Source organism: Enterobacter sp. 01-M-03-SI-ECC, assembly GCF_047530215.1.
Classification (GTDB): domain Bacteria; phylum Pseudomonadota; class Gammaproteobacteria; order Enterobacterales; family Enterobacteriaceae; genus Enterobacter; species Enterobacter chengduensis.
In genome coordinates this window covers 60,919-73,771 of the sequence record NZ_JBLKDA010000026.1, presented here as the reverse complement: position 1 = coordinate 73,771, position 12,853 = coordinate 60,919, and the positions used below count along the sequence as shown (strand labels likewise).

Below are 12,853 nucleotides of genomic sequence, written 5' to 3'. Positions count from 1 at the left end.
AACTCAGAAGTGAAACGCCGTAGCGCCGATGGTAGTGTGGGGTCTCCCCATGTGAGAGTAGGGAACTGCCAGGCATCAAATAAGTGAAGAGGCCATCCGCAAGGATGGCCTTTTTGCGTTTCTGCGCTATACAAACTAATCCCCTAATACCCTGCTTATACGGTAAACTACCTGCGTTTTTGCATCAGGATAGCGTCTATGAACCACTCCCTTAAGCCCTGGAATACCTTTGGCATTCAACGTAATGCTAATCATATTGTACGTGCCGATACCGCACAGCAGCTGCTGGATGCGTGGCAAAGCGCAACAGAAAAAAACGAACCCGTACTGATTCTGGGCGAAGGAAGTAATGTCCTGTTTCTCGACGATTTTGCGGGCACGGTAATCGTTAACCGCATCATGGGAATTGATGTGGAAGAGCGTGCCGATAGCTGGCACCTGCACGTGGGCGCTGGCGAAAACTGGCACCAACTGGTGCAATTTACTCTCGAAAAAGGAATGGCGGGTCTGGAAAACCTTGCCCTTATCCCGGGCTGCGCCGGATCGTCACCCATTCAGAACATCGGTGCCTACGGCATCGAACTGAAGCATGTCTGTGAATATGTCGACTGCATCGAACTGGCGACCGGAACGGCTACGCGTCTGACGGCAGAACAGTGCCGTTTTGGCTATCGTGACAGCATCTTCAAACATGAATATCAGGACCGGTACGTGATTGTCGCCGTGGGCCTGCGCCTGTCGAAGAACTGGCAGCCCGTACTGACCTATGGGGATTTAACGCGTCTCGACCCGTCTACCGTTACCGCTCGCGACGTTTTTGACTCGGTTTGCCATATGCGGATGACCAAACTTCCCGATCCTAAAGTAAATGGAAATGCCGGAAGCTTCTTCAAAAACCCGGTTCTCAGCGCTGAAAATGCCAGACGCTTTCTTGAGGAGTGGCCAACCGCGCCACATTACCCTCAGGCGGATGGCAGCGTGAAGCTGGCTGCGGGATGGCTTATCGATCAATGCCAGCTAAAAGGCACTTCAGTCGGCGGCGCAGCCGTTCACCGACAGCAGGCGCTGGTGCTGATTAATCAACGCGATGCAACCAGCGACGATGTGGTACAGCTGGCGCACTATGTTCGTCAGCGCGTGGGCGAAAAATTTAACGTCTGGCTGGAGCCAGAAGTCCGCTTCATTGGCCGCACAGGTGAAGTCAATGCCGTGGAGGCTATCGCATGAAGGACAATACGGTCCCGTTAACCCTGATTAGCATCCTGGCGGATGGTGAATTTCATTCCGGCGAGCAGCTGGGCGAGCAGCTGGGTATGAGCCGCGCCGCCATTAACAAGCATATCCAGACGCTCCGCGACTGGGGTGTCGATGTGTTTACGGTTCCTGGAAAAGGCTACAGCCTGCCGGAGCCAATTCAGTTGCTGAATGAAGACACAATACGTAGCCAGATTGGGCACGGCAATGTGGCGGTGCTGCCTGTGATCGACTCGACGAACCAGTATCTGCTGGATCGTCTGCCTGAGCTGAAATCCGGCGATGCCTGTGTTGCTGAATATCAGCAGGCCGGTCGCGGCCGTCGTGGCCGGAAGTGGTTTTCACCCTTTGGTGCCAACCTCTATCTGTCCATGTACTGGCGACTCGATCAGGGTCCGGCCGCTGCCATTGGCCTGAGTCTGGTCATCGGCATCGTCATGGCAGAGGTGCTCCACGAGCTGGGCGCGGATCGGGTGCGTGTTAAATGGCCTAACGATCTGTACCTCAACGATCGTAAACTTGCCGGTATTCTGGTCGAACTGACGGGAAAAACGGGTGATGCGGCACAAATCGTTATTGGCGCTGGCCTCAATATGGTGATGCGCAATGTCCAGAATGATGTGGTGAATCAGGCCTGGACTAACCTTCAGGAAGCGGGGATCGCCATCGATCGTAACACCCTTGCCGTGCGTATGATTAAAGAGCTGCGCAGCTCGCTCACGCTTTTTGAGCAGGAAGGGCTGGCACCGTTCCTGTCTCGTTGGGAAAAGCTGGATAACTTTATCAACCGCCCGGTGAAGTTGCTGATTGGTGATAAGGAGATCTACGGCACTTCCCGCGGTATTGATGCTCAGGGCGCGCTGCTCCTTGAACAGGATGGCGCGATCAAACCCTGGATGGGCGGTGAGATTTCCCTGCGGAGTGCCGAATAACCGGATGGAGTGAATGATGCGAAAACCCGTCTGCATGACGCTGGCCGTCATGATGAGTGTGCTGTTCTCACCTCTCTCTCAGGCGGGTCAGGCCTGGGAGAGTTACAAGGCCCGCTTTTTCAAACCGGAAGGCCGCATCGTTGATACCGGCAATGGCGGCGTATCGCATACGGAAGGTCAGGGTTTTGCCATGCTGATGGCGGAGGCTAATGACGATAAAGCCACGTTCGATAAGCTCTGGCAATGGACAGACAGCAAGCTGCATAACAAAGAGAACGGCCTGTTTTACTGGCGTTATAACCCCGCAGAGTCCAATCCGGTTGCTGACAAAAACAACGCCGCCGATGGCGATGTGCTGATTGCCTGGGCGCTGCTTAAGGCCGATGCCCGCTGGCATGACAAACGCTACGTCGCCGCATCGGATGCCATTACAAAAGCGCTCGTTGCCCATAACGTCATCCGCTATGCGGGCTACCGCGTGATGCTCCCCGGCGTCGAGGGATTTAAGCTTGACGGTGAAGTGGTCCTTAATCCTTCCTATTTCGTGTTTCCGGCCTGGCAGGCCTTCGCCGGACGCAGTCATTCGCCGGTCTGGCACGATTTGATTAAAGACGGGAAACGGCTGCTGGAAAAAATGGGTTCGGGTAAAGCGAATCTGCCCCCTGACTGGGTTTCACTGGCATCAGGCGGCAAGCTGGCGCCCGCCAAAGGGTGGCCGCCGCGGATGAGCTATGACGCGATTCGTATTCCGCTGTACGTTGCCTGGTCTGATAAGCAAAGTCCGCTGCTGGCCCCGTGGAAAGCGTGGTTTGGTCAATTCCCCCGCGAACAAACGCCCGCCTGGGTTAACGTCACCACCAACGAATACGCTCCCTACATGATGGAAGGTGGCCTCCTGGCCGTACGTGATTTGACGATGGGGCAGCCTTCCGGGGAACCCGAAATCACCGCCAAAGACGACTACTATTCGGCAAGCCTGAAAATGCTGGTATGGATTTCCGCGCAATAATAATGCACTGACAATCCCCTCTCCCCGATGGGGAGAGGGTTAGGGGGAGGGAAAATCAGTTACTGCGGATATGGCACCCAATCGCCGCCGTTCAGGCGAACGTAAGGTTTGTTCTGGTATTGAATCACGACCGCGTTGGCGTTCTCTGAGACTTCCGCCGTTTGCGGCAGGTTGCTGGTGAGCTGATCCCAGTTCACGCTATCTTCCACAAACAGCTTGCCGTCAACGGCGCGGGCAACCAGTTCTGAGATCGCCAGATAGCTGGTCGGCTGGGTAATCTCAATCGGTGCGCCCTGATGCGGAGCCTTCATACCAAAGAATTTAATACCTGCAGGCACGTTGGTAATCGACGGGCTTGGGATGTCACGCAGACCGGACACCTGCATTCTGTCGCCCTTCAGCGCGCCGCCGTGCTCTGGCACCACAACCACCATCACCTTACGGCCTGATTTTTCCAGCTCCGTGAAGAACGCGTCCAGCTCGTCGAAGAGTTTTTGCGCACGCACTTTATAATCTGCCGTTTTGCTCACGCCCGGGAAGTGGTTACCGTCGTGAAGCGGCAGGGTATTAAAGAATGTCGCGCTGCGCGGGTTGTTGTCTTTTTCGATGGTCTGCAGCCAGCGCTGCAGGACAGCGGAATCGTCATAGACGGGCGAACCGTCGAAGCCCAGCAGGGAGACAGGAAGACCGGTTTGATCCATCAGCGGCGCCTGCATGCCACCCTCTTCACGCACCTCTTTCAGGAAGTTACCGAACTGGCCGTTGTGCCCCAGCATCAGGTGCTGCGTAAAGCCCAGTTTTGAGAGGTTATCGAAGAGGTAACACTGGTTTCCAGCCGGCTGGTACAGGTTCTTGTGCGATGGCTGACCGCAGCTTGCACGCAGCAGACGAATCGCCGCCGGGCCGCTGTACGAGGTGGCAGAGTTGAAATCTTTAAACTGAATGTCGAAATGCGACCACAGCGGATGCGACATCAAACCGGCGGCATCCACGTCGGCCCAGGAGAGCGAACAGATGTTAATCACCAGCAGCTCAAACGGCTGAGCATCCGCCGGCAGCGCATCCGGGAATTTTGTTTGTCGCTTATCTTCCGCGGTATAGAAACTGGAAAGCCACGCATTAAGATTGGTGGAGGTCGGCGGCGCGGTCTGGGTTGGGATATCGCCCACAACAGGCGTATCGGCAGCCGTTGTCACGGTTGCGGCTGCGCTTCCTCCCGTAGTGGTCACCGTGGTTGTCGGCTGTCCGGCAGGCCACAGCGAGAAGCTTGGTCCCGCGAGCGTGAGCACGTTAAGCCAGATCATAATCGCGACGACAAACACCGTTACGCGGATCCACTGGGACAGGAACAGCCACGCGACCAGCAGCACAAATACCGCGCCAATCATCTGCCAGTTAATAAAGCGCTCGGTCAGATCGAGGATATAGCTGGCGCTAAAGCCCGCGACCTGCGAACCCTGGCTCATAATGCTGTCCGGCCCCGGAAGCCAGGTATCATGCCAGAACAGCGCAAAGCCGAGAGGGATGGCTACCCAGTGACGTAATCGATGCAGCCTGATATTCGGCAGCGGCATCAGCAGGAAGGCCATAAACACCAGGTTGAGAAGCGGATGGAAATTCAGGTAGCCTGCCCACAGCAGACCAAACTTCACCAGAAAGTAGAAGTTCCAGCCGGAAAGGCCGCGCCAGTATTGCCAGAGCGGCGAGGGTGACGAAGCGGTATAGGAAGAATTAGTCATGTTTTCGGTCTGCCTTGACGTGTGATGCCCGTGTCAGTGTTCCGGCTGGTTTTACATAGCGAGGTTTGATAAACAGCACTCTGGCCGTATCCCGGATACGGCGTATGGAATGGCGCGCATAGTAGCCAAGCGGGAAAAAGATCAGCGCACAGAATATAACCATTTGAATAATATCGCTGATATTCATGATGATGCGTTCTCCGCGTTGTCTGTTAATAAGCGAAGGGGTTCCGGCACCCGACGCCAGATGTGTCCATCATGTCTGGCATTGAGGATCGGTTTGGCATTGCTTGCGATAACGAGCGGTTTAGCCCATTGCTCAGGCTGGAGCGCACGCATCTGCACCAGCTCCGCGCTGATAGTATTATCTTCGAACCAAATCATACGGTTCGAGAAAATATCCCCGGTCGGCAGGGGGAAGATGTGGTTCAGCGCCGTATCGAGATCGTTTACCCGGCAGAAGGACAAAAACAGCACCAGGCGATTGTCGCCAATGGTCATGATGTCGCCTGTACGGTTGGGGCGACATAGGGTGAGGGCCTGCTCAACGCGGATCCCCGGTACCGGACGCAGGGCAACCATGACCCCTTTTCCGTCAGCGGGAAGAAGCGTATTGCTCATCATGTTCCCGACGGCGTCGCAGAAGGTATCCCATTTTTGGTATCCACGCAGCTTCATCGGCTGCGTCATGGAGAGCAGCGTGGAAATATCTTCCGGTACGTGGCGGCTAAACTGCTGGCCCTGAACGCTTTCGATAAGCGTGAGGCAGCGCGATAACGGCGCATTCCAGGGAATAACCATATTGGCACCGCAGCCCAGAAGCAGGCGCTCATCGGTGGCGCGCAGGCTGGTGTTATTTTCGCGTACGATGATTTTCAACGCACTGCCGCGCTGGCGGCGTAAGGTGTGGATTTGCCTTGCCAGCGTCTCAATCTGGTTATTCTGCATCAATGAGAAAATAAGCGTTGCCGCCTGGGTTGTGCGGGCTTCGTGGAAAAGGTCTTCGTTAGATTCAAACAGTGACCAGTTTTCCGACAGGGCGGGCGCCCCCTCTAGCACCGCGATGTGGCTCAGGATGCGCTTTTCATCACTGCGCGGTTGCACCACGGTTTCTTCCTGCTGTGCCAGGTGCCACTTACCTTCGATATGTTTCAGCATAAGCTGTTGTCGGGCGCTCACGCCTTTTTCGTTACACCAGAAGGCAATATCGTAGAGATAGCTGCCCACCTGATCGCGAACGCTTGCCAGACCGAAAAGGGAGCGATATTCGCCCATTAAAAGCGAGAACAACTTGTCATTATTACTGCCGGGATTGACTATCAATAGCGTGCAATTTTGAAATTTTGCCCATTTATTGATTTTTTCCAGCCACTGCAGCAGTTTTTCTACAGGGATATTTTGCAGGACGTTATTTGCACATTTAAGAATCACTAAATAGTGATCCGGATCAATAGTGCACTGAACGTCGCGGGACAAAAAGTGTAGACTATCCGCGTCCGCCGACATAGAAAATAAGCGCACCGTCTGGGGACCGCGATCGTTTTCCAGCGTGATAATTTTTTTCGGGTCTTCGCCCATGCTAATGACGGCCACGCGGGAATCCTTATCCTGGGCAGCAATTGTCTGGTTTACCAGACTGATAGCATCGTCATTACGGTCCGTATTAATCCACCAGACTCCTCCGACTGGCATGTGGCTCAATTCGTCCCATAATGACTGGATGCCAATAGAAAATATGGAGTCCACGGTGTCCCTCTTTTCGACTAATTTATCTGTATCTCAGTTTACTAGCGAAAGCGTAGAAATAAACCTAACATTGAAATTAAAGAACATCAGATTTAGCATGTAAATCAAATTTGATGGGCAGGAAGCCTCGCTACTTCTGATCTTGCGATTTTACTCAAAGGGATAGAAAGAATGGATAATAATGAGCCCGGTACCCCAGTCGACTCAACCCTGGGCTACACATTCCAGAACGATTTTCTGGCGCTGACGCAGGCCTTTTCTTTACCTGAAATAGATTACACCGATATTTCCCAGCGGGAACAGTTGGCCGCGGCTATTAAACGCTGGCCGTTATTAGCTGAATTCGCCCATCAACAATAAGGGAGCCATTGATGGCCATACTCGGATTACAGGGTGTCCGTGGGGGTGTGGGTACCACATCCGTTACCGCGGCGCTGGCGTGGTCATTACAGCTTTTAGGTGAATCGGTGCTGGTCATTGACGCCTGCGCCGATAATTTGCTGCGTATGTCGTTTAACGTCGATTTCACTCGTGAAGAGGGCTGGGCCCGCGCGCTGCTTGATGATAAGGACTGGCGGGATGCAGGTATGCGCTATACCTCCCTTCTTGACCTGCTGCCTTTTGGTCAACTGACCACCACGGAACGCGAGAATGAAGCTGCGTACCAGCGCCTGTTTTCCCAGTTCACGCTTGCGCTGCAGAGCCTGAAAGAAAAGGGCCACTACAAGTGGATCCTGCTTGATCTGCCACACGGTGCCGGCACGCTGACCCGACAGCTCATCGCGCAGTGCGATCATATCTTCTCGATCGTTAACGTCGATGCCAACTGCCATATCCGCCTGCATCAGCAGGGGTTACCGCAAAATGGCCATATCCTGATTAACGATTTGCGCATTGGCAGCCAGATCCAGGACGATCTGTATCAGGTCTGGCTGCAAAGCCAGCGCCGCCTGCTTCCTATTGTCATCCACCGTGATGAAGGAATGGCGGAATGCCTTGCGTCGAAACAACCGCTCGGCGAATACCGCAGCGATTCACTGGCGGCAGAAGAGATCCTGACGCTGGCTAACTGGTGTCTGCTGAACTTCGCCAACAGGGCGGAGCATGCAGGGAGTGCTGTATGAGTCGTCTCGCCAGCTGGTTACTCATCCCTCCGGTCAGTGTGCGCTTGAGCGAACATTACCGGCATTTTCGCCGACACGGTGCGTCGGCATTTAGCGCCGCGCTCGGCTGTTTCTGGATGATTCTGGCCTGGACCTTTATTCCACTCGAACACCCGCGCTGGCAGCGCATACGTGCACGGCACGATGAGCTTTATCCGCACATTAATCCCGATCGGCCGCGGCCTTTGGATCCGGCGCGTTATCTCATTCAGGCCGCCTGGCTGGTCGTGACCTCGTCGCAGAGAGAACGCCAGACGCCGCGCTGGCGCAGCTTCTCCCGCGTGCAGCAGCTGCGTGAACGCTATCATCAGTGGCTGGATAAATTGCCTGACAGCGTGACCGACAGAACCAGCCATCTGGATAACCAAAAAGAGCTCGGGCACCTCCACCCGGGCCTGCGGCGTTTTATCCTCGGCGTGATTGTCGTGTTCTCGCTCATTCTGGCGCTGGTCTGTATTACGCAGCCTTTCAACCCGCTGGCGCAGTTCACCTTCCTGATCCTGCTGTGGGGCGTGGCGCTGCTGGTTCGCCGTATTCCGGGCCGCTTCTCGGCGCTGATGCTCATTGTACTGTCGCTAACGGTCTCCTGTCGCTACATCTGGTGGCGCTACACCTCAACCCTGAACTGGGACGACCCGGTCAGCCTGGTGTGCGGCCTGGTACTGCTGTTTGCGGAAACCTACGCCTGGATTGTGCTGGTACTGGGCTATTTCCAGGTCATCTGGCCGCTCAATCGCCAGCCGGTTCCGCTGCCGAAAGACACCACGACGTGGCCGACCGTCGATCTCTTCGTGCCGACCTACAACGAAGACCTGAGCGTGGTGAAGAACACCATTTATGCCGCGCTGGGCATCGACTGGCCGAAAGATAAGCTCAAGGTCTGGATCCTGGACGACGGCAACCGTCCGGCATTCCGTCAGTTTGCAGAAGAGGTGGGCGTCGAGTATATCGCCCGTCCGACGCATGAACACGCCAAAGCCGGGAACATTAACAACGCACTGAAGTATGCCACCGGGGAGTTTGTATCAATCTTTGACTGCGACCACGTGCCGACGCGCTCGTTCCTGCAGATGACCATGGGCTGGTTCCTGAAGGAGAAAGAGCTGGCGATGATGCAGACGCCGCACCACTTCTTCTCGCCGGACCCGTTTGAACGTAACCTTGGCCGTTTCCGTAAGACCCCGAACGAAGGCACGCTGTTCTATGGCCTGGTGCAGGACGGAAACGACATGTGGGACGCCACCTTCTTCTGCGGCTCCTGTGCGGTTATCCGCCGTAAACCGCTGGATGAAATTGGCGGTATCGCCGTCGAAACGGTCACCGAAGATGCGCACACCTCGCTGCGCCTGCACCGCCGTGGCTATACCTCGGCCTACATGCGTATTCCGCAGGCGGCCGGTCTGGCCACGGAGTCACTGTCGGCGCACATTGGCCAGCGTATTCGCTGGGCGCGCGGCATGGTGCAGATTTTCCGTCTCGATAACCCGCTGATAGGCAAAGGGCTTAAGCTGGCGCAGCGTCTTTGCTACGTCAACGCCATGTTCCACTTCCTGTCCGGTATCCCGCGGCTCATCTTCCTGACCGCGCCGCTGGCGTTCCTGCTCCTTCACGCCTATATCATTTACGCACCCGCGCTGATGATTGCGCTGTTCGTTCTGCCGCATATGATCCACGCGAGCCTGACGAACTCGAAGATACAGGGTAAATACCGCCACTCCTTCTGGAGTGAAATCTACGAAACGGTGCTGGCCTGGTACATCGCGCCGCCGACCATGGTCGCGCTGATTAACCCGCACAAAGGGAAATTTAACGTCACCGCGAAGGGCGGTCTGGTGGAAGAGGAGTACGTCGACTGGGTGATCTCCCGTCCGTATATCTTCCTGGTGCTGCTGAATATTGTGGGCGTCATCGCCGGGATCTGGCGTTACTTCTACGGCCCGCAAAACGAAATCCTGACCGTCTTCGTGAGTATGGCCTGGGTCTTCTACAACCTGATTATTCTCGGTGGCGCGGTAGCGGTGTCGGTGGAGAGCAAACAGGTTCGTCGTGCGCATCGCGTTGAAATCTGCATGCCTGCGGCGATCGCCCGTGAAGATGGCCATCTCTTCTCCTGTACCGTCCACGACTTCTCTGACGGTGGTCTGGGGATCAAAATCAACGGCGAGGCGAAAGTGCTGGAAGGGCAAAAAGTTAACCTGTTGCTTAAGCGCGGCCAGCAGGAGTATGTCTTCCCGACGCAGGTTGTTCGCGTGGTGGGTAATGAAGTCGGTCTGCAGCTGATGCCGTTGACCAAAAAGCAACATATCGATTTTGTGCAGTGTACGTTTGCCCGCGCGGATACGTGGGCTCTCTGGCAGGACAGCTTCCCGGAAGATAAACCTCTGGAAAGCCTGCTGGATATTCTGAAGCTGGGGTTCCGTGGCTATCGTCACCTTGCAGAATTTGCCCCGTCGTCGGTGAAATTAATTTTCCGGTCACTTACTTCGCTGGTTTCCTGGGTCGTGTCGTTCATTCCTCGTCGTCCTGAGCGGGATGAGGCGAAGCAGGCGGACCCGGTTATGGCTCAACAATGATGATAACGCGATGAAAACTAAACTTTCCTGGTTATGTGCAGTGGCAATGGGGATGAATGTCTTCCCCGCAACAATGGCTAACGCCGCTCCTGATAACGCAGCGGCGACGCCTGCGCCAACGGTACCCGTCGTCGCGCAAGCAACCGATCCGGTTGTCACCGCGGCTCCTGGTCAAACAGAAAACATCATGCCGAACCAGCCAACGGAGGGGAACACCCTGCCAGCAGACGGCCAGGTCATCGGGCAGGTGATGCCGGGCGTCCGGGGGGCGAATGCGCCCGTCGTTGCGGAGAATGCGCCGTCACGGGACGTGACGCTGACCTTCGCGCAAATTGCACCGCCTCCGGGCAGCATGGTGCTGCGCGGCATCAACCCTAACGGCGGCATCGAGTTTGGCATGCGTAGCGATGAGGTCGTCTCTCATGCGATGCTGAACCTTGAATACACCCCGTCACCGTCGCTGCTGCCGACCCAGTCTCAGCTGAAGGTCTACCTGAACGATGAGCTGATGGACGTACTGCCGGTCACGAAAGAGCAGCTGGGCAAGAAAACCCAGGCTCAGGTGCCGATCAACCCGCTGTTCATCACCGATTTTAACCGTATCCGCCTGGAATTTGTCGGCCACTACCGCGATGTCTGCGAAAACCCGGCCAGCAACACGCTGTGGATGGACGTCGGGCGTAACTCCTCGCTGCAGCTGACCTACCAGTCGCTGGCGCTGAAAAACGATCTCTCCGCGTTCCCGGTTCCGTTCTTTGACCCGCGGGATAACCGTCCGCTCACGCTGCCGATGGTGTTTGCATCGTCCCCGGACGTGACCCAGCAGCTGGCGGCCACTATCGTGGCGTCCTGGTTTGGTTCACGCGCGGGCTGGCGTGGACAGAGCTTCCCGGCGATGTACGACAAACTGCCGGACAGAAACGCCATCGTGTTTGCGACCAACGCGAAACGCCCGGCCTTCCTGCGCGATCACCCGGACGTCAAGGCGCCGACCGTCGAGATGATAAGCCACCCGGAAAACCCGTACGTGAAGCTGCTGGTGGTCTTTGGGCGTGACGATAAGGATCTGGTGCAGGCCGCAAAAGCGATTGCCCAGGGCAATGTCCTTTTCCGCGGCGACAGCGTCGTGGTGGATGAGGTCAAGCCGCTGCTGGCGCGTAAACCTTATGATGCGCCAAACTGGGTACGCACCGATCGTGCAGTTACCTTTGGCGAGCTGAAATCCTATGAAGAGCAGCTGCAGGCAACGGGGCTGGAGCCCGCGCCAATTAGCCTGTCGCTGAATCTGCCGCCGGATCTGTACCTGCTGCGTACCAACGGCATTGATATCAACCTGAACTACCGTTATACCGCGCCGGCCACCAAAGACAGCTCGCGCATGGATATCAGCCTGAACAACCAGTTCCTGCAATCCTTCAGCCTGCAAAGCACGCAGGATACCAACCGTCTGATGCTTCGCCTGCCGGTGCTGCAGGGGCTGCTGGATGGGAAAACGGATGTCTCCATTCCGGCGCTGAAGCTGGGTGCGATAAACCAGCTGCGTTTTGACTTCCAGTACATGAACCCGATGCCGGGCGGCTCGGTTGATAACTGCATCACCTTCCAGCCGGTGCAGAACCACGTCGTGATTGGCGATGAGTCGACCATCGACTTCTCGAAGTACTATCACTTCCTGGCGATGCCGGACCTGCGCGCCTTTGCCAACGCGGGCTTCCCGTTCAGCCGCATGGCCGATCTCTCTGAATCCATTGTCGTGATGCCAAAAGCGCCGAACGAAGAGCAGGTCACGACCCTGCTGGATGCCATGGCGACCGTCGGCGGACAAACCGGATTACCGGCGATTAACGTCACGTTGACGGACGATGGCAGCCAGATTCAGAACAAAGATGCTGACATCATGATAATCGGTACCATCCCGGATAAGCTGAAGGATGACAAACGTATCGATCTGCTGGTGAAAGCGGCCCAGTCATGGGTTAACACGCCGATGCGCCAGACCGAGTTCCCGAGCATTATGCCGGACGTGAACGACCGTCAGGCCAGCGCGCAGACGACGGTAACCTCTCAGGGGGCGATGGCCGCGGTGGTGGGCTTCCAGTCCCCTTACAACGACCAGCGTAGCGTGGTGGCTCTCCTGGCGGACAGCCCGCGCGGGTATGAACTGCTCAATGCGGCCATGAACGACAGCGGTAAACGTGCCGCGATGTTTGGCTCCGTGTCGGTGATCCGTGAGTCCGGCGTCAACAGCCTGCGCGTGGGTGACGTGTACTACGTGGGCCATCTGCCGTGGTTCGAACGCCTGTGGTATGCCCTGGCTAACCATCCGGTTCTGCTCGCTATCCTGGCAGCAATCAGCGTGGTGTTGCTGGCATGGGTGCTGTGGCGTCTGCTGCGCATCATCAGCCGCCGTCGTCTGAACCCGGATGAGTAAGATGTG

General features: G+C 56.2%; 10 protein-coding genes. 7 read left to right on the top strand and 3 right to left on the bottom strand.

What is annotated here, in order from left to right:
- Positions 1–198: 198 nt before the first annotated feature.
- From murB to ACMWKK_RS20275, 3 genes are read left to right on the top strand one after another with little or no spacing between them, the layout of a single operon-like run.
- Positions 199–1,227, top strand: a complete 1,029-nt coding sequence (gene murB, locus ACMWKK_RS20285; RefSeq protein WP_112781401.1) for a UDP-N-acetylmuramate dehydrogenase — start codon at positions 199–201, stop codon at positions 1,225–1,227.
- Positions 1,224–2,186: a bifunctional biotin--[acetyl-CoA-carboxylase] ligase/biotin operon repressor BirA gene (gene birA, locus ACMWKK_RS20280; protein ID WP_045331352.1), complete on the top strand. Its 963-nt coding sequence runs from the start codon at positions 1,224–1,226 to the stop codon at positions 2,184–2,186. The genes murB and birA overlap by 4 nt, the downstream gene beginning before the upstream one ends.
- Positions 2,187–2,202: 16 nt before the next feature.
- Positions 2,203–3,195, top strand: a complete 993-nt coding sequence (locus ACMWKK_RS20275; RefSeq protein WP_112781400.1) for a glycosyl hydrolase family 8 — start codon at positions 2,203–2,205, stop codon at positions 3,193–3,195.
- A gap of 59 nt (positions 3,196–3,254) precedes the next feature.
- Here the strand turns inward: ACMWKK_RS20275 and bcsG are convergent, their stop codons facing one another.
- The 3 genes from bcsG to bcsE are packed head-to-tail and all read right to left on the bottom strand — an operon-like array spanning position 3,255 to position 6,680.
- Positions 3,255–4,934, bottom strand: a complete 1,680-nt coding sequence (gene bcsG, locus ACMWKK_RS20270) for a cellulose biosynthesis protein BcsG (protein WP_112781399.1) — start codon at positions 4,932–4,934, stop codon at positions 3,255–3,257.
- Positions 4,927–5,124 carry a cellulose biosynthesis protein BcsF gene (gene bcsF, locus ACMWKK_RS20265; protein WP_045331348.1) on the bottom strand — a complete coding sequence of 66 codons (198 nt, stop codon included), beginning with the start codon at positions 5,122–5,124 and terminating at the stop codon, positions 4,927–4,929. Before bcsF ends, bcsG begins: the two co-directional genes overlap by 8 nt.
- Positions 5,118–6,680, bottom strand: coding sequence for a cellulose biosynthesis c-di-GMP-binding protein BcsE (bcsE, locus tag ACMWKK_RS20260; RefSeq protein ID WP_406542922.1), 1,563 nt, complete (start codon positions 6,678–6,680; stop codon positions 5,118–5,120). Before bcsE ends, bcsF begins: the two co-directional genes overlap by 7 nt.
- A 171-nt stretch (positions 6,681–6,851) precedes the next feature.
- Between bcsE and bcsR the strand changes: the two genes are divergently transcribed.
- From bcsR to bcsB, 4 genes are read left to right on the top strand one after another with little or no spacing between them, the layout of a single operon-like run.
- Positions 6,852–7,040: a cellulose biosynthesis protein BcsR gene (bcsR, locus tag ACMWKK_RS20255; RefSeq protein WP_008503237.1), complete on the top strand. Its 189-nt coding sequence runs from the start codon at positions 6,852–6,854 to the stop codon at positions 7,038–7,040.
- 11 nt (positions 7,041–7,051) lie between these two features.
- Positions 7,052–7,804 (top strand): cellulose biosynthesis protein BcsQ, encoded by a 753-nt coding sequence (bcsQ, locus tag ACMWKK_RS20250; protein ID WP_112781397.1) that lies wholly within the window; start codon positions 7,052–7,054, stop codon positions 7,802–7,804.
- Positions 7,801–10,416 carry a UDP-forming cellulose synthase catalytic subunit gene (bcsA, locus tag ACMWKK_RS20245; RefSeq protein WP_161656555.1) on the top strand — a complete coding sequence of 872 codons (2,616 nt, stop codon included), beginning with the start codon at positions 7,801–7,803 and terminating at the stop codon, positions 10,414–10,416. Before bcsQ ends, bcsA begins: the two co-directional genes overlap by 4 nt.
- Positions 10,417–10,426: 10 nt before the next feature.
- Positions 10,427–12,847 carry a cellulose biosynthesis cyclic di-GMP-binding regulatory protein BcsB gene (bcsB, locus tag ACMWKK_RS20240; protein ID WP_112781395.1) on the top strand — a complete coding sequence of 807 codons (2,421 nt, stop codon included), beginning with the start codon at positions 10,427–10,429 and terminating at the stop codon, positions 12,845–12,847.
- Positions 12,848–12,853 lie beyond the last annotated feature (6 nt).